We start from the raw sequence: 17,294 nt of genomic DNA on the forward strand, positions 1-17,294 counted from the left end.
AAGGCTTTGACACTTAATCATAATACTTGGAATGTTTAACATAGTGTGCAGCTCCTTTTTTAATATAGGACCTTAATATAGAATGGTGATTTGTAATTATATACGGATAGCAATGAGCCTGTGAACAAGAGCGTTAATAAGAGAATAAGTAAGTTAATAAAAGAGGTATATAGTGGTAGAATTAGATCAGTTTAAATATAGGATTTCAGGGTATGATGCACAGATTGAGAATATAAAACAGTCGCTCGACCTTGACAGTAAGAAGAAAAGAATAGAAGAACTGGAAGCAGATATGGAAGCACCCGGATTTTGGGACGATCCAGATAAATCCAATAAGGCTATGAAAGAGCTTAAGACTTTAAAGGACTCATTTGAAGGTTATAACAGCTTAAAGTCAGGGCTTGAGGATATTAATACACTTATTGAGATGGCAGATGAAATGCAGGACGACTCATTAATTTCTGAGATAGAAGATGAGATAACTGTATTCGAGGAGAAAATGGACTCAATAAGGACAGAGACACTTCTTTCAGGAGAATATGATAAATGTAATGCAATACTTACATTACATGCCGGAGCAGGCGGAACAGAGAGCTGTGACTGGTGTCAGATGCTTTTTAGAATGTATACGCGATGGGCAGAAAAGCACGGCTATTCAACGCAGACAATTGATTATCTTGAAGGCGATGAGGCTGGAATAAAGTCTGTTACTATAGAGATTTCAGGAGATAATGCATATGGACATCTTAAGTCAGAACATGGGGTTCACAGGCTTGTAAGAATATCTCCATTTAATGCGGCCGGAAAGAGACAGACATCTTTCGTATCGTGTGATGTAATGCCTGATATAGATGAGGATATTGATATACAGATTAATGATGATGATTTAAGAATTGATACATATCGTTCAAGTGGAGCGGGTGGACAGCATATCAACAAGACATCATCAGCAATCAGAATTACACATCTTCCAACAGGAATAGTTGTACAGTGCCAGAATGAGAGATCACAGCACCAGAATAAAGATAAGGCAATGCAGATGTTAAAGGCAAAGCTTTATATGATGAAGCAGGAAGAAAATGCACAGAAGTCATCAGATATAAGAGGTGATGTTAAAGATATTAATTTTGGCAATCAGATAAGAAGTTATGTATTACAGCCATACACAATGGTAAAAGATCATAGAACTAATAAAGATATTGGTAATGCAGCAAGTGTGTTAGATGGCAATATAGATCCATTTATTAACGCATATCTTAACTGGATATCGACAGGAAAGAAAGCTGATGAAGAATAATGAGATAATTAATTTATAATAACTATAAAATGCAGTGGCATTAAGAAAGGAGTAATTATGGCAGATTATATCAGACCGGTAGTATTTACACTTGGAGGTCAGAAGTTTGGAGTGGATATTAACCTCGTTCAGTCAATTGAAAGACAGGTAGATGTTGTTCCAGTTCCTAATGCTATGAAGTACATAAGTGGAATTGTTAATCTTAGAGGAGAAGTAATACCAGTAATGAGTCTTAAGAAGAAGTTCTCTATGGATGATACCGCTGAATCTAAGGGTAATAATACAGTTATCGTTAATCTTCCGGATATGAAGATAGCACTTGAGGTTGATGAGGTTCTTGAAATTGGTGAACTTAACGCAGAGAAGATTGTTGATATGCCAAGACTTGCTAAGAATGAGGAAACAGAATACCTTGACAGAGTTGCAAGTGTAGATGGTGATTTAGTTATTCTTCTTGATATTAACAAGATATTATCAGAGGATGAAGCACAGGGCGTTAGGGAATTTGCTGAACAGATGAGCAGGAACGACTAATACAGTAACTGTTAATTAAGTGTATAGCGAGAAGGAGTGTATATGGGTAATAGCAATGTATTTAAAAGAAATGCAGGTATTCTTATGGCAATCAGTTCGCTTCCATCACCTTATGGAATAGGAACATTAGGAAAAGATGCCTATGAGTTTGTGGATTTTGTAAGGGACAGCAATCATAAATACTGGCAGGTACTTCCGGTAGGACCAACAACATACGGTGACAGTCCTTATCAGCCATATTCGGCGTTTGCGGGTAATCCTTATTTTGTCGATCTGGATATGCTGATAGAAGAAGGACTTCTTCTTAAATCAGAGGTTATAGCAGTTGACTGGGGAGATGGAATAATACCGGTTGAGGTGTCAGAAGATGATGCGGTCAATAACCGATATCCAGTCAACCATGACGGCTATCTTGGTGATGACCGATATGTAAGTTATGAGAAAATGTATAATGAAAGATTTAATGTACTTAGAAAAGCATATGAGCGTTTTAAGGGAAAATGTGTTTCAGCAAAGCTTACCCTTGATAAGGGACTTCCACTTTACAAGCGTTTTGATAATTTTGTTAAGGATAATGCATATTGGCTTAAGGATTACGCAATGTTTATGTCTTTGAAAGAGTATTTTAACCAGAAAGCATGGGGAGAATGGGACAGGGATATTAAGTTCAGAGAACCAGAGGCTATGCAAAGATATGAGGACGAACTTTCTGATGATATAGGATTTTGGAATTTTATCCAGTATGAGTTCTATACACAGTGGGGTAAGTTAAAGGCATATGCTAATTCTAACGGAATTGAGATAATTGGCGATATACCTATATATATGGGCTACGACAGTGTTGATGTATGGGCCAATCAGGCAGAATTCCAACTTGATGAGAATCTCACACCGGTAAAGGTAGCAGGAGTTCCACCAGATGCATTTTCAGATATGGGTCAGAAGTGGGGCAATCCATTATATGACTGGGCTAAGATGGAGAACAGTGATTTTGAATGGTGGAGAATGAGAATGGCTAATTCTGCACGCCTGTATGATATTATAAGAATAGACCATTTTCTTGGTATTATTAAATATTATACTATTCCATATGAAATGCCTGATGCAAGACAGGGATCATATGAGCAGGGACCAGGGCAGAAGCTTCTTGATGCTATTAATGAATCAATCGGCGATAAGAAGATAATAGCAGAGGATCTTGGAGTATGTATGCCGGAGGTTGACCAGATATTAAAGGATAATAATTATCCGGGAATGAAGGTGCTTGAATTCGCATTTGGTGGCGACAGAAAGAATCCACATCTTCCATATAATTACACTAATAATTGTGTATGCTACGGTGGAACACACGACAATGAAACACTTCTTGGATTTTTTAATGACAGAAATGATGGCGAGTTAGGTTATGCATTTGATTATCTTGATACAAGGGATAAGTACAGAATGGTAGATATGGTGTTCAGAGCTGCATATTCAAGTGTTGCTGTGCTTACAATATTTGCTGTTCAAGATATATTAAAGCTTGATAATTCAGCAAGAATGAACTTCCCATCAAGCTTTGGTAATAACTGGAAATGGCGTATGCAGAAAGGGCAGCTTAACTGGGATCATCTTAATGCAATGAGATATCTGGCAAGTGTATTCGACAGAGAAAGAAAATGATGTGGTACTAAGGTACTATTTACAATTAAAAGTAAAATGTATATAGTCTACTTCATAAGTTAATATTTTAGCAAAGCAGTTGAAAAGCTGTGACGCAAAGCCAAAGGGTCCTCACCTTTATAGCAGTATTTATATGGCAGCCTGGTAACACCAGCAGGAATATTAATATTGCTTATGTTAAGGAAAGACAGCCGGTTGCACTGTTTATTCATTGAGTTATTATAATGGTTTAATTAACATTTGCCTGTAATATTATTAGCGTGGCTGATGTTAGTAAGGTCTGTTTGATATATTATGAAGTATACATTTAAAGCATCCGGTAACGGGTGCTTTTTGTTTTGCGTTTAATATCTGGTAAAGATGATGCATAAGCATTATTTTTATATACTAACCCTCGCATTCCTCTCCCGTTGTGCGAGGGTTATTTTTATTGTAACAGGAAATTCTTATAGAATTTCCTGTTACAATAAAGGCACTATGTGCTGGTGATGCACACTCGCGTGAAGATGCAATTTGGCGCAAGCGACCACGCTCGGCGCGGGAATGTGCAAAGCACATTCTTTTTTGTAATAGAAAATCTCTTGCAATTAAGTGTAATTTATGATACCATTCTTTGTGCGTAGCACAATTGTCTTTCTGAGATGAACAATTTGCTGCAGCAGGACTATATATATAAGGAGAAGTATGAAAGAGAATATTAAGTATTATGTTGTTAAGCAGAAAGCTCTTCCAGAGGTACTGTTGAAGGTAGCAGAAGCTAACAGACTTATAGAAAATCAGAATATCTCCATAGCAGATGCGACAGAAAAAGTGGGAATAAGCAGAAGCTCTTATTATAAGTATAAAGATGATATATTTCCATTCAGGGACAATTCTAAAGGTAAGACAATAACATTTGTATTATCAATGGAAGATGAACCGGGGCTTTTATCAGTTGTGCTTAAGAAAGTTGCAGAATTTAAGGCAAATATACTTACAATTCACCAGACGATTCCTGTTAATGGCATTGCTTCTCTTACGCTTAGTGTTGAGATACTTCCAACGACAGGTGATGCTTCTATGATGATAGAAGAGATTGAACAGCTTAACGGAGTAAGATATTTAAAGATATTAAGCAGTGATGCGTCACTTTAATATATTGGTGGGGAACTGATATATTAGTGAACATATTAGTTTCTTGAACCTGCATAATGAAGAACAATAAGATTAAATGGAGGATAATATGGCGAAGATAGCAGTTTTAGGTTATGGTACTGTTGGATCAGGTGTTGTAGAGATACTTGATGCGAACGCAGAGTCGATATCAAAAAAGGCAGGCCAGCCTATTGAGGTAAAGAGTGTATTAGATTTAAGAGATTTCCCTGGTGATCCAATTCAGGAAAAGATTGTACACGATATAGACCTTGTTATTAATGATGATGAGATAGATGTAGTAGTAGAAGTTATGGGTGGTGTTGAACCGGCATTTACATTTGTTAAGAGAGCACTTGAAGCTGGGAAGAGTGTCTGTACATCTAACAAGGCGCTTGTTGCGGCACACGGAGCAGAGCTTCTTGCTATGGCTAAGGAACGCAGCCTTAACTTTATGTTCGAGGCATCAGTAGGCGGTGGAATTCCTATTATCAGACCACTTAATCAGGCACTTACAGCAGATGAGATAACTAAGATTACAGGTATTATGAATGGAACAACTAATTACATTCTTACAAAGATGAGTAATGATGGAAGTTCTTATGAAGAAGTGTTAAAGGAAGCACAGGCATTAGGTTATGCTGAAAGAAATCCGGAGGCAGACGTTGAAGGATATGATGCCTGTAGAAAGATAGCTATTCTTACTTCTTTAGCAGATGGCAGGACGGTTAATTTTGAGGAGATAACAACAGAGGGAATTACTAAGATTTCCAATGAAGATTTTGCATATGCCAGAAAACTTAATAGCGTTATAAAGCTTTTGGCAACAAGTTACAGAAAAGACGGAAAGGTATATGCTATTACAGCACCATTCCTTATTGATACAACACATCCGCTCTACAATGTAAATGGAGTTCTTAACGGAATATATGTTAATGGTAATATGGTAGGCGATGTTATGTTCTTTGGTGCTGGTGCAGGAAAGCTTCCAACAGCAAGTGCTGTAGTTGGAGATATAATAGATTGTGTTAAACATAAGGGAACTAATGTCTGTGTAATCTGGGATGATGAAAAGCTCGAACTTGCACCTACCAGAGATGAAGTCAGAAGCTTCTTTGTAAGAGTTAAAGGTAATGCTTCTGATACAGCTATGGTTAAAGAACAGTTCGGTGATGTAGAGATTATCACAGTTGATGGTCTTGATAATGAATTCGGCTTTATAACCGACAAGATGACAGAAGAAGCATTTGATAAAGCAGCAGCTAATGTAGATATGATTTCAAGAATAAGAATAGACGATACAAAGCTTCAGTGATATCAATGGGTGTTAATATAGTCAGATGATAGATATATGAAAGTGCTGAATATATAAGAGTGCTAAAAGTATGAGAGTGCTGAATATATAAGAATGCCGAGATATTTAGAGTATAAATACTAAACAATTAAGATATAATTATAAGGGAGAATTAGTAATGGTTAAAGTAGTTAAATTCGGTGGAAGTTCACTTGCAAGTGCAGATCAGTTTAAGAAGGTTGGTAACATAATAAGAGCTGAGGAAAGCAGAAGATATGTAGTTCCATCTGCACCAGGAAAGAGATTTTCAGAGGACACCAAAGTAACAGATATGCTCTATAAGTGTTATGCAGAGGCAGAAGCCGGAAAGAATTTTGACAAGCAGTTAAAGGCTATTGAAGAAAGATACAATGAGATTATTAAAGGACTTGGCTTAAAACTTTCATTAAAGGAACAGTTTGAAACTATCAAGAAGAACTTTGAAAGTAAGGCGGGCAAGGACTATGCGGCTTCAAGGGGTGAATACCTCAATGGTATAATAATGGCTAATTATCTTGGTTATGAGTTTATAGATGCAGCAAGTGTTATCTGCTTTGACCCAGAAGGAGAATTTGATGGTGAGAAGACTAACAAAGTTATGGCTGACAGATTAGCTAATGTTGAGAAAGCTGTAATTCCAGGCTTCTATGGTGCTATGCCTAACGGAGAAGTTAAGACATTCTCAAGAGGTGGTTCAGATGTTACAGGTTCTATTGTTGCAAGGGCAATAAAGGCTGATGTATACGAGAACTGGACAGATGTATCAGGATTTCTTGCAGCAGACCCAAGAATAGTGGACAATCCAAGATCAATTGAAGTTATTACATACAAGGAATTAAGAGAACTTTCTTATATGGGTGCTACAGTTCTTCACGAATCAGCAATATTCCCGGTAAGAAAGGAAGGAATTCCAATCAATATCCGTAATACTAATGCACCACAGGATAAGGGTACAATGATTGTTGAGACAACTTGTAACAAGCCAGACTGCATAATTACAGGTATTGCAGGTAAGAAAGGTTTTGTATCAATCACAATTGATAAGGATATGATGAACTCGGAGATAGGATTTGGACGTAAGGTGCTTCAGGTGTTCGAGGACAATGGAATATCATTTGAGCATATGCCATCAGGAATTGATACAATGACTGTATTTGTACATCAGGATGAATTTGTTGAGAAGGAACAGAAGGTTCTTGCACAGCTACACAGAGCAGTTAATCCAGATAGCATTGAACTTGAATCAGATCTTTCACTTATTGCTGTTGTTGGACGTGGTATGAGAAATAACTCAGGTCTTGCAGCTAATATATTCTCGGCTCTTGCAAAGGCAAAGATTAACATTAAGATGATTGATCAGGGTTCTAGTGAACTTAATATTATTATTGGTGTAAGAAACAGATACTTTGAAGATGCTATTAAGACTATTTATGATGTATTTGTTCCTAATAACAAATAATAAATAAAACATAATATAAGGGGGTTTTACATATGAAGGAAGCAAAGAATGAATTAATGCAGTTTGTTGCAGGCATAATAATGCTTGTTGTAGGCTTGTATATATTCTCTCAGAAGGTAATTGTATTTTCAGGCTTTTTCTCATTCGGTGGAGGAAGATTTTCTTCCGGTTTAATAGTTGTGCCATTGATAATAGGCATAGTATGGATGTTTGTCAGCGGTGCGAATTTCGCCTCAAAGGTATTTACAGTATTAGCGGCGATTATAATAATTGCATCAGTTGTTATGACAACTAATATACATTTAAGTGCAATGACACTCTATGACTGGATACTTATACTTGTTCTTATATTCGGCGGTGCCGGACTTGTTGGAAAAGTGCTTTTTGCTGGCAATTTCTCAGATGACAAAGGCAGAAAAGGCGGAAATAAGAAAGCTGATGATGTTTCATCAAGCGTAAAGAATATTGATGATGAGCTTGAGCAGTTAAAAAAGAACATAAAGTAAATACAGGCTCACAACCAATATTGGTGGAATGATAAATATTTATTAAGGGATAATATATTTACAATAAAAAATGCCTCAAACGGCATAAAACAGCACCATATAAGCTGTATCTTAAATCATACTGTATACACGGTATAATAAGATATTGCTTATATGGTGCTTTTTCATTTAAGGCTTACAATTTAATGTGGCTTGATAATAGATTGCTCAATTGGTATAATTAATCGTTAGATAATTATTATAAATATATAGTTGAATGGAGTTTAATAATGGATATTATTAAGAAAATTGCGGAAGAACTTGAAGTTAAGACATCACAGGTAGATGCAGCAGTCAAGCTTATTGATGAGGGCTGCACAATACCATTTATTGCAAGATACCGAAAGGAAGTTACGGGTGCATTGAACGATGAACAGCTCCGTGCTCTTGATGACAGACTTAAATATCTTCGTAATCTTGAGGATAGAAAGACACAGGTTATAGCAAGTATAGAGGAGCAAGGAAAGCTCACGGAGGAGTTAAAGGAACAGATTATAAAGGCTGAAACTATGGTTTTAGTCGAGGATTTATATAGACCATATAAGCAGAAGAGAAGAACAAGAGCAACTATTGCCAAGGAAAAAGGTCTTGAGCCATTAGCAGCTTATATTAAAGAACAGAATGCTGTTAAAGATATATTAACAGAAGCTGCTAAGTATATATCTGATGAAGAAGGTAAGGAAGTAAATTCGGCAGATGAAGCTGTTGCAGGAGCACTTGATATAATTGCAGAGCAGATATCAGATGTCGCTGATTACAGGACATATATAAGAGATATAACATTTAAAGAGGGCAAGCTTGTAGTAACTGCCAAGGACGAAAATGCAGACTCGGTATATGAGAATTACTATGATTACAATGAAGCTATAGCCTCTATTCCAGGACACAGAATACTTGCTATCAACAGAGGAGAGAGCGAGAAGTTCTTAACAGTAAAGGTCGAAGCACCTAAGGACAGAATATTAAGATATCTTGCTAAGCAGGAGATAACAGCAGATAATGAATTTACAACACCATATCTTACAGCATGTATAGAAGACTCTTACGACAGACTTATTGCACCAGCAATAGAAAGAGAGATAAGAAGCACATTGACAGATAATGCACAGGACGGGGCTATCAAGGTGTTCGGAAAGAACTTAGAGCAGCTTTTATTGCAGCCACCAATAGCAGGCAGGGTTGTGTTAGGCTGGGATCCGGGCTTTAGAAATGGCTGTAAACTTGCTATAGTTGATGCCACAGGAAAGGTGCTTGCAACTAAGGTTGTATATCCAACAGAGCCATTTAACAAGGTTGAGGAGACTAAGAAAATAGTAGCAGACCTTATTAAGAAATATGGTGTTACACTTATATCTTGTGGAAATGGTACTGCTTCAAGAGAGTCAGAACAGATAATCTCAGATATGATAAAGGAATATAATCTTGCAGGCGTAGATTATGTTATAACTAATGAGGCAGGAGCATCTGTATATTCGGCAAGTAAGCTTGCTACAGAAGAATTCCCTGATTTTGATGTGAACCAAAGAAGTGCCGTATCAATAGCAAGAAGAGTGCAGGATCCACTTGCAGAGCTTGTTAAAATTGATCCTAAATCAATAGGTGTAGGACAGTATCAGCACGATATGAACCAGAAGAAGTTAAGTGAGACGCTTGGAGGAGTAGTTGAAGACAGCGTTAATAAGGTTGGTGTAGATCTTAATACAGCTTCAGCTTCACTTCTTGAATACATTTCTGGAATATCTAAGTCAGTTGCCAAGAACATAATTGATTACAGGGAAACTAACGGAAGATTCACTAACAGAAAGCAGCTTTTAAAGGTTGCCAAGTTAGGACCTAAGGCATTTGAACAGTGTGCAGGATTTATGAGAATAACAGGCGGTGATAATCCTCTTGATGCAACAAGCGTTCACCCAGAAAGCTATGAAGCAGCTGCTAAGCTTTTAAAAGTTATGGGCTATGATATTAATCAGATAAGCTCAGGAGAACTTATCGGGCTTAAATCAAGGATTGAAAATATGAGCAAACTTGCAGACGAACTTGGAATTGGAACTATGACTTTAGAGGATATAGTTAAAGAGCTTGAAAAGCCGGGAAGAGATCCAAGAGATGAAATGCCAAAGCCAATACTTAGAAAAGATGTTCTTGATATGAAAGATCTTACACCGGGTATGATACTTAAAGGTACAGTAAGAAATGTTATAGATTTCGGTGCATTTGTCGATATCGGAGTACATCAGGACGGACTTGTACATATTTCACAGATGAGCGCAGAAAGAAGAGTTGAACACCCCCTTGATATTGTGAGCGTTGGAGATATTGTAGATGTCAGGGTTATAGATGTTGATACTAACAAGGGCAGAATATCATTATCTATGATTTTAGATGAAAAGGAAGCTTCCAATAGAAGCTATAAGAACAATTCAGACAAGAATGGCGACAAGAAGAATAATAAGAATAATGGCAGCAGGAATAATAAAAATAATGCTGGCAGAAAGTCATCTAAACAGCAGGGACTTAATTTAAGAGGCCTTGAGAAGTTTATGCACTAATTATCCTGCACTGACAGCAAAGAAAGTATACAGAAAGCCGTAAACAGGCTTATAGGCAGGTTGAAATTTAAGATGATTGGAATGCGTTTTGTTAAGGAGAAGGTGTATGGCTGATAATATTATGAATGATAATGCAAAAGATAATAATGCAGACAATAATGTAATAGAATTTGACAGCAAGGTCACAGAAAAGGATTTACTTAGATTTAAGTTTTATCATAAGTATCACACAATATCAGGTATGGCAGAGATAATGCTGGCCCTGATAATGATAGTTCTCTGTGTTATATCAATAGGCAGGGTTAACGCTTCATATTCACTTATGGTAGGTGTGTTTGGTGTATTCTTTCTTGTGTTCCCATCGGTTGATATGAAGCACAGGGCTAAAAGACAGATGGAAAAGGTTGTTACATTTAAGGAGCAGGTGCATTATAGAATAGATAATAAAGGCATAACTGTGAGTCTTAATGATGTAACAGAAACACTTGGCTGGGACAAGATTTACAAGATTAAATTTGATGGTGCTAATATCGATGTTTATATGACAACAGTCAATGCCAATATTATTCCTGTAAGGGATTTTAACGGCAGGGCAGATGAGTTTATAAGAATGGCACAGCAACATCTTAAGCCATTCCAGATAAAAGTTGATGTTAAGAAAATGAATAAAGCAGCATAAAAGGAATTAAATATGATAATAGAGACATTTGATTCAAAGCAGACATATGAACTTGGCTATAAGCTTGGCTGTGAGGCAAAGGCAGGAGATATATATTGTCTTGACGGCGAGCTTGGAGTTGGTAAGACAGTATTTACACAAGGCTTTGCCAAGGGCCTTGGAATAGAAGAACCTATTAATAGTCCGACTTTCACAATAGTACAGGAATATACACAAGGACGTATTCCATTATACCATTTTGATGTATACAGAATAAGTGATGTGTCAGAAATGGACGAAATAGGATATGAAGAATACTTTTACTCAGACGGAGTGTGCCTTGTTGAATGGGGAAAGCTTATAGATGAGCTGTTTCCGGACAATACAACATATATCTCAATAAGTAAAGATTTATCAAAAGGTTTTGATTACAGAAAGGTAGAAGTAGCCACTAAAGAAATGGAGGATTAGTATGAAGGTTTTGGCAATTGAAAGTTCTGCTGTAACAGCTTCTGTTGCAATTATGACGGAAGATACGCTTATTGCAGAATATACAATTAATTATAAAAAGACACATTCCCAGACATTGCTTCCTATGATAGATGAAATATGCCGTATGACAGAAAATGATGCGGCGGACTGCGATATAATTGCAGTATCCAATGGTCCGGGTTCATTTACGGGTTTAAGAATTGGTGCGGCGACAGGGAAGGGTCTTGCACTTGCACTTGATAAACCAATGGTGGCAGTTCCTACGCTTGAAGCTATGGCATACAACTTTTATGGTGATGACAGGATTATATGTCCTGTTATGGATGCAAGAAGGGCACATCTGTATAGTGGTCTTTACCGTTTTAAGAATGGAAAGCTTATAACTGTCCACGAACAGTGCCTTATATCATATGGAGAGCTTGCAGGAATCCTTAATGAAGTAAAAGAAAAGGTTGTGTTCGTTGGAGATGGAATAGAGGCAGCTAAGGACTATTTTAAGGATAATCTTACCTGCAATTACACATTCAGCCCAGCCGGTTTAAGGACACAGAGGGCTTCATCGGTTGCCCTTGCAGCTATTGATATGGCTAATGAGGGAAAGACAATCGGATCAGATATGTTAAAGCCAGATTATCTTCGTCCATCACAGGCTGAAAGAGAACATAGTGGGAAGAGGGCATAATTATGGAATATCATATAAGACCAATGGAAGACAGAGATATTTCAACAGTTGAACAGATAGAAAAAAGTATATTTTCCCTTCCGTGGTCGGCTAAATCCTTTGCAGATGCAGCTAATACACCAGAAAATGTATATCTTGTATGTGAGTGTACAGGAGAGATAGCAGGTTACTGTGGTATGTGGACTGTGTTAGGAGAGGGCAACATAACCAATATTGCGGTTTCTCCTTCATATAGAAGGAGTGGTGTTGCAGAAGCACTTCTTAAGGAGCTTGAAAGACGGGCAAGATTAAAAGATGTGACTATATTCTTTCTTGAAGTAAGACAGAGCAATGAAGCAGCCAAGAGGCTTTATGAGAAATTAGGTTATTCTCCAATCGGTGTAAGAAAGAGATTTTATGAAAAGCCGGTTGAAGATGCAATAGTTATGTCCAAATCATAATATTATTAACAAGATGGAAGGAGACGATATGTTAGATGTATGTTTATTAGGAACAAGCGGAATGCTTCCTTTGCCGGGAAGATGGCTTACATCTTTAATGACACGCTATAACGGCAGCAGTCTTTTAATAGACTGTGGTGAGGGAACACAGATAGCTATCAAAGAAAAAGGATGGAGCTATAATCCGATAGATGTTATATGCTTTACACATTACCACGCTGACCATATAAGCGGACTTCCGGGTCTGCTGCTTACAATAGGCAATTCTGACAGGAAAGAGCCATTGACGCTTGTAGGCCCTAAGGGACTTAACAGAGTAGTGTCAGCATTGAGAGTTATTGCACCGGAGCTTCCATTTGAAATAAAGACGATAGAACTGACAGGGCAGCAGGAACATTTATCAGTCAAGGGCTATGAGATTGATGCATTCCGTGTAAACCACGCAGTTACCTGTTATGGATACTCAATTAATATTCCGAGAATAGGCAAATTCAATGCTGATAAGGCGAAAGAGCTGGGTATTCCGTGCAGGGTCTGGAATAAGTTACAGCATGGTGAAGAAGTTACTATGGAAGGGGTTACATATACTCCTGATATGGTTATGGGAGCACCAAGAAAGGGTATTAAGCTTACTTACTGTACTGATACAAGACCTGTGCAGTCAATAGTAGATAATGCAGCAGGTTCAGATTTATTCATATGTGAAGGTATGTATGGAGAAAAAGATAAAGAGGCAAAGGCTAGGGAATATAAGCATATGACATTTTATGAGGCGGCAGATATAGCAAGGAAAGCAGAAGTTAAGGAAATGTGGCTTACACACTATAGTCCATCGCTTGTCCGTCCGTCAGATTATGTAAAGAATATCAAGTCTGTATATTCAAATGTATGTGCGGCTAAAGATGGACAGAGCGTGACACTTACGTTTGAAGATGAGGAGTAGCCTATGAAAAAACATTTAAGATGGATAATTGCGATTATTGTATTAGCGGTTATGGGTGTTGCGTACTATTATTATCTTGCCAATAAACCAGCAGATAAGGATGCAACAGAGTCTGTTGCAGATAGTAATAGTGAGTTGTCATATCTTGTATCCAGAAATATTGAAGATAACTATCCAGAGTCAGTAAGAGATGTTGTAAAATTGTATGCAAGAATAACAAAAGCTTATTATGAGTCTGATGTGTCAGAAGAGAATATAGAAAAGCTTGGCAGACAGGCACGCATATTATTTGATGACGAATTAAAGAATACCCAGACAGAAGATGAATTTTTAAGTGCTTTAAAAGAAGATATAAGCATTTACAGAAATAATAATGCCAAAATAAGCAGTTTTAATATACAGACGGCTAATAATACCAGATATACCAAATTTAACAACAGAGAGTATGCTTCTATAGAGCTTGTATACTATATTCGTGAAGGCACACAGCTAAGAACATCAGGCACTAAATTCACGCTTAGAAGAGATAACTCAGGTAAATGGAAGATACTTTACTGGGAATTAGTGGACTCAGTGGATTTAAGCTGATTTTAGTTAGACTTTAATGGATTAAGCTTGAAATTAATAAATTAGGTATAATCTTAATGGATTGAGTATGATTTTAATATATTTAAGTTCAATTTTAATGGTTATAAGCAGAATTTTGGACGATTCAATTATTGATTAATCAATATATAGAAGGTATTTTTGGGCAGATGAGAGGTAATTCAATGAAAAATGAGAAAGATGTACTGATACTGGCAATAGAGAGTTCTTGTGATGAAACTGCAGCTGCAGTAGTAAAGAACGGAAGAACAGTATTATCAAATGTAATAAATACTCAGATAGCAATTCATACTGAATATGGTGGAGTTGTGCCTGAAATAGCATCAAGAAAGCATATAGAGAATATTAATCCGGTAATACGAGAAGCTCTTAAAGAAGCAGATGTTACATTAGATGACATAACAGCTATAGGAGTAACATATGGACCAGGGCTTGTTGGTGCTTTACTTGTAGGTGTGGCAGAAGCTAAAGCTATAGCATTTGCAACAGACAAGCCATTGGTAGGAGTTCATCATATAGAAGGACATATTGCGGCTAATTATATAGAGAATAAAGAGCTTAAACCACCATTTGTTGCACTTGTAGTATCAGGTGGACATACACATCTTGTAAAGGTTGTTGATTATGGCAGATACGAGATAATAGGAAGAACAAGAGATGATGCGGCAGGAGAAGCATTTGACAAGGTTGCAAGAGCAATAGGGCTTGGCTATCCTGGCGGACCAAAGATTGATAAAATAGCTAAAGAGGGCAATCCTGATGCTATAGTATTCCCAAGAGCACATGTTGATGATGCACCATATGATTTTTCGTTCAGTGGAATTAAATCGTCAGTGTTAAATTACATTAATTCAGCGGAGATGAAAGGTGAGACAATTAACAGGGCAGATGTGGCGGCTTCATTCCAGAAAGCTGTTGTAGAAGCACTTGTAACAAGAGCAATCAGTCTTGCTAAAGAAACAGGAATGAACCAGCTTGCAGTAGCAGGAGGAGTTGCGTCTAATTCTGCACTTAGAAAAGCATTATCAGAAGAGTGCGATAAGAACAATATCAAGTTCTATTCACCATCACCAATATTATGTACGGATAACGCAGCTATGATTGGTTGTGCAGCTTATTATGAGTATATGGCAGGTACAAGACATGGATATGACCTTAATGCAGTACCTAACCTTAAATTAGGAGAACGAATATGAATTGCGCTATAGTTCTTGCTGGTGGTAAGGGAACCAGAATGAATAGTGAGATACCAAAGCAGTTCCTTGTGGTTGGTGGAAAGCCTTTGATAAGCTACAGCCTTGATGTATTTGAGAAAAGTCCGTTTATAGATGCTATAATAATTGTCACATCCCAAGACTATACAGGTTATATGAAAGCCCTTGTTAAAGAAAATGGCTATAAAAAGATAGCAGGTATAGCCTTGGGCGGCAAAGAACGCTACGACTCTGTACATTCAGGACTTGAGCTTATACAAACACTGATGAGCAGTGGGGCTGGGCAGTTATCAAGGGATGAAGAATGGTTATCAGGCGAGGACTATATATTTATCCACGATGGGGCAAGACCCTGCGTAACTGCACAGATAATATATAATTGTATGCAGGATGTAATGGAATATAAAGCGTGTGTGGCAGCAGTACCGGTAAAAGATACAATAAAGGTGGCTGATAAAGCTGGAATGTCTGTTAATACACCAGATAGGAGCACACTGTGGCAGATACAGACACCACAGGTGTTTGAAGCTGGTCTTATAAAAGAAGCATACGAAAGGCTGTATAATGATACGACAGCAGGCAACATAACAGATGATGCTATGGTTGTGGAGCACTATATGGATAGGACTGTGAAAATGACAATGGCAGACTATAAGAATATAAAAGTAACAACGCCAGAAGATATGGACATAGCAAGGATATTTTTAAAGGCATAGGCAAATTACCTGTGCCAGACAATATGTAGTGATATGGTAATATGTAGTGGTATAGTATTATGTATTGATTATTATGTGTTATATATTAATTATAATATATAGATTTATATTGTTTCACCAGCCTGCCTTCAGGATTTGTCTTAAGGTGTTTAGCAGATATATAGATTTATATTATTTTTATCAGTCTTTTTGCATTGGTATCTCTGAAAACAGATTGGAAAGCTGAAATGGAAATATTGGTCTGAAACCCAGTGAAATAGCCACTTTTGAAGCTTGTAAAATGGTATTGAAGATGAAAAACATAAAAAAGTTTAAAAAAGTTTGAAAAATGTGTTGACAAAACATAATACGAATGATAATATAACTAAGTCGTCAGCGAGACGAACAAAACACAGATGAATATGTGGAATATGGAGAGGTACCGAAGTGGTCATAACGGGGCGGTCTTGAAAACCGTTTGTCTTCACGGGCGCATGGGTTCGAATCCCATCCTCTCCGCTGAAAACCATCTATCATAACTTAGATGGTTTTTTTATGCCAAAGCTTGCAGGTAACTGCTGGTGATGGAACGGATAACATAATTGATTATATATTGAAGGCATCTGATACAATGTGAGTACACATTAGTACAATACCAACAATATAGAAACTAAAGTTAAAAAGTTTAAAAAAACTTGTTGACAAACATCAAACAAAATGTTATTCTATCATAGCTGTCAGCGAGAAACGCTGGTTGCTAACAGATAAGAAGCAAACGCTTCTTAATAATGAACTTTGATAACTGAACAGAAAGACAACCTTGAAAATTCTTTTTAGAATTTCGAGATGAGTACAGAATTCAATAGAATTAAGTATACATCTTTTGTGAACATCATTCAAGCAATTGAATGAATCCTTAAACACAGTATAAGGAAACTATTATTAAGCTAGTTAGTTTGTAACTGACAAGGCAAACTTTTTATGAGAGTTTGATCCTGGCTCAGGATGAACGCTGGCGGCGTGCTTAACACATGCAAGTCGAACGAAGCATTTA

General features: G+C 37.1%; 16 protein-coding genes, 1 tRNA gene, 1 rRNA gene and 1 riboswitch. All 18 genes read left to right on the plus strand.

Going from position 1 to position 17,294, the window contains the following annotated elements; all coding sequences use genetic code 11:
• Positions 1 to 172: 172 nt before the first annotated feature.
• Positions 173 to 1,297 (plus strand): peptide chain release factor 2, encoded by a 1,125-nt coding sequence (prfB, locus tag WMO42_RS13140; RefSeq protein ID WP_022503048.1) that lies wholly within the window; start codon positions 173 to 175, stop codon positions 1,295 to 1,297.
• Between the two features lie 57 nt (positions 1,298 to 1,354).
• Positions 1,355 to 1,831: a chemotaxis protein CheW gene (locus WMO42_RS13145; RefSeq protein ID WP_022503047.1), complete on the plus strand. Its 477-nt coding sequence runs from the start codon at positions 1,355 to 1,357 to the stop codon at positions 1,829 to 1,831.
• Between the two features lie 42 nt (positions 1,832 to 1,873).
• Positions 1,874 to 3,493 (plus strand): 4-alpha-glucanotransferase, encoded by a 1,620-nt coding sequence (malQ, locus tag WMO42_RS13150; RefSeq protein WP_349192509.1) that lies wholly within the window; start codon positions 1,874 to 1,876, stop codon positions 3,491 to 3,493.
• Positions 3,494 to 3,552: 59 nt separating this feature from the next.
• A riboswitch (cyclic di-GMP riboswitch) is annotated at positions 3,553 to 3,696 on the plus strand.
• A gap of 481 nt (positions 3,697 to 4,177) precedes the next feature.
• Entirely contained in the window at positions 4,178 to 4,627 is a 450-nt protein-coding gene (locus tag WMO42_RS13155; RefSeq protein ID WP_055177278.1) for an ACT domain-containing protein, read from the plus strand.
• Positions 4,628 to 4,715: 88 nt separating this feature from the next.
• Positions 4,716 to 5,939 carry a homoserine dehydrogenase gene (locus WMO42_RS13160; RefSeq protein WP_055177280.1) on the plus strand — a complete coding sequence of 408 codons (1,224 nt, stop codon included), beginning with the start codon at positions 4,716 to 4,718 and terminating at the stop codon, positions 5,937 to 5,939.
• 157 nt (positions 5,940 to 6,096) lie between these two features.
• Positions 6,097 to 7,416, plus strand: a complete 1,320-nt coding sequence (locus tag WMO42_RS13165; RefSeq protein ID WP_055177283.1) for an aspartate kinase — start codon at positions 6,097 to 6,099, stop codon at positions 7,414 to 7,416.
• A gap of 32 nt (positions 7,417 to 7,448) precedes the next feature.
• Positions 7,449 to 7,922 (plus strand): hypothetical protein, encoded by a 474-nt coding sequence (locus tag WMO42_RS13170; protein ID WP_022503042.1) that lies wholly within the window; start codon positions 7,449 to 7,451, stop codon positions 7,920 to 7,922.
• A gap of 269 nt (positions 7,923 to 8,191) precedes the next feature.
• On the plus strand, positions 8,192 to 10,510 hold the full coding sequence (locus tag WMO42_RS13175; protein ID WP_349192510.1) for a Tex family protein: 2,319 nt from the start codon (positions 8,192 to 8,194) through the stop codon (positions 10,508 to 10,510).
• 106 nt (positions 10,511 to 10,616) lie between these two features.
• On the plus strand, positions 10,617 to 11,189 hold the full coding sequence (locus tag WMO42_RS13180; protein WP_116444176.1) for a YcxB family protein: 573 nt from the start codon (positions 10,617 to 10,619) through the stop codon (positions 11,187 to 11,189).
• 12 nt (positions 11,190 to 11,201) lie between these two features.
• Positions 11,202 to 11,639, plus strand: coding sequence for a tRNA (adenosine(37)-N6)-threonylcarbamoyltransferase complex ATPase subunit type 1 TsaE (tsaE, locus tag WMO42_RS13185; protein WP_022503039.1), 438 nt, complete (start codon positions 11,202 to 11,204; stop codon positions 11,637 to 11,639).
• 1 nt (position 11,640) lies between these two features.
• Positions 11,641 to 12,342: a tRNA (adenosine(37)-N6)-threonylcarbamoyltransferase complex dimerization subunit type 1 TsaB gene (gene tsaB, locus WMO42_RS13190; protein ID WP_349192512.1), complete on the plus strand. Its 702-nt coding sequence runs from the start codon at positions 11,641 to 11,643 to the stop codon at positions 12,340 to 12,342.
• Between the two features lie 2 nt (positions 12,343 to 12,344).
• Entirely contained in the window at positions 12,345 to 12,782 is a 438-nt protein-coding gene (rimI, locus tag WMO42_RS13195) for a ribosomal protein S18-alanine N-acetyltransferase (RefSeq protein WP_022503037.1), read from the plus strand.
• Positions 12,783 to 12,810: 28 nt separating this feature from the next.
• Entirely contained in the window at positions 12,811 to 13,725 is a 915-nt protein-coding gene (locus WMO42_RS13200) for a ribonuclease Z (RefSeq protein WP_055177292.1), read from the plus strand.
• Between the two features lie 3 nt (positions 13,726 to 13,728).
• Positions 13,729 to 14,313: a DUF6715 family protein gene (locus tag WMO42_RS13205; protein WP_022503035.1), complete on the plus strand. Its 585-nt coding sequence runs from the start codon at positions 13,729 to 13,731 to the stop codon at positions 14,311 to 14,313.
• A 182-nt stretch (positions 14,314 to 14,495) separates the two neighbouring features.
• Complete coding sequence (gene tsaD, locus WMO42_RS13210) at positions 14,496 to 15,527, plus strand: tRNA (adenosine(37)-N6)-threonylcarbamoyltransferase complex transferase subunit TsaD (RefSeq protein WP_022503034.1); 1,032 nt, start codon at positions 14,496 to 14,498, stop codon at positions 15,525 to 15,527.
• A complete protein-coding gene (ispD, locus tag WMO42_RS13215; protein ID WP_022503033.1) occupies positions 15,524 to 16,261 on the plus strand; it encodes a 2-C-methyl-D-erythritol 4-phosphate cytidylyltransferase in 738 nt (245 codons plus the stop codon). Before tsaD ends, ispD begins: the two co-directional genes overlap by 4 nt.
• A 412-nt stretch (positions 16,262 to 16,673) precedes the next feature.
• A tRNA-Ser gene (locus WMO42_RS13220) sits at positions 16,674 to 16,759 on the plus strand.
• Positions 16,760 to 17,217: 458 nt separating this feature from the next.
• A 16S ribosomal RNA gene (locus tag WMO42_RS13225) occupies positions 17,218 to 17,294 on the plus strand; the annotation flags it as partial.

Source organism: Lachnospira sp. CLA-JM-H23 (assembly GCF_040096425.1).
GTDB classification, from domain to species: Bacteria; Bacillota; Clostridia; order Lachnospirales; family Lachnospiraceae; genus Lachnospira; species Lachnospira rogosae.

Coding starts and splice junctions, on each gene's coding strand:
- WMO42_RS13205 (WP_022503035.1), top strand. CDS start 13,729: ATGAAAAAACATTTAAGATGGATAATTGCGATTATTGTATTAGCGGTT.
- tsaD (WP_022503034.1), top strand. CDS start 14,496: ATGAAAAATGAGAAAGATGTACTGATACTGGCAATAGAGAGTTCTTGT.
- WMO42_RS13145 (WP_022503047.1), top strand. CDS start 1,355: ATGGCAGATTATATCAGACCGGTAGTATTTACACTTGGAGGTCAGAAG.
- WMO42_RS13200 (WP_055177292.1), top strand. CDS start 12,811: ATGTTAGATGTATGTTTATTAGGAACAAGCGGAATGCTTCCTTTGCCG.
- WMO42_RS13155 (WP_055177278.1), top strand. CDS start 4,178: ATGAAAGAGAATATTAAGTATTATGTTGTTAAGCAGAAAGCTCTTCCA.
- WMO42_RS13175 (WP_349192510.1), top strand. CDS start 8,192: ATGGATATTATTAAGAAAATTGCGGAAGAACTTGAAGTTAAGACATCA.
- WMO42_RS13165 (WP_055177283.1), top strand. CDS start 6,097: ATGGTTAAAGTAGTTAAATTCGGTGGAAGTTCACTTGCAAGTGCAGAT.
- tsaB (WP_349192512.1), top strand. CDS start 11,641: ATGAAGGTTTTGGCAATTGAAAGTTCTGCTGTAACAGCTTCTGTTGCA.
- tsaE (WP_022503039.1), top strand. CDS start 11,202: ATGATAATAGAGACATTTGATTCAAAGCAGACATATGAACTTGGCTAT.
- WMO42_RS13170 (WP_022503042.1), top strand. CDS start 7,449: ATGAAGGAAGCAAAGAATGAATTAATGCAGTTTGTTGCAGGCATAATA.
- WMO42_RS13160 (WP_055177280.1), top strand. CDS start 4,716: ATGGCGAAGATAGCAGTTTTAGGTTATGGTACTGTTGGATCAGGTGTT.
- rimI (WP_022503037.1), top strand. CDS start 12,345: ATGGAATATCATATAAGACCAATGGAAGACAGAGATATTTCAACAGTT.
- WMO42_RS13180 (WP_116444176.1), top strand. CDS start 10,617: ATGGCTGATAATATTATGAATGATAATGCAAAAGATAATAATGCAGAC.
- malQ (WP_349192509.1), top strand. CDS start 1,874: ATGGGTAATAGCAATGTATTTAAAAGAAATGCAGGTATTCTTATGGCA.
- ispD (WP_022503033.1), top strand. CDS start 15,524: ATGAATTGCGCTATAGTTCTTGCTGGTGGTAAGGGAACCAGAATGAAT.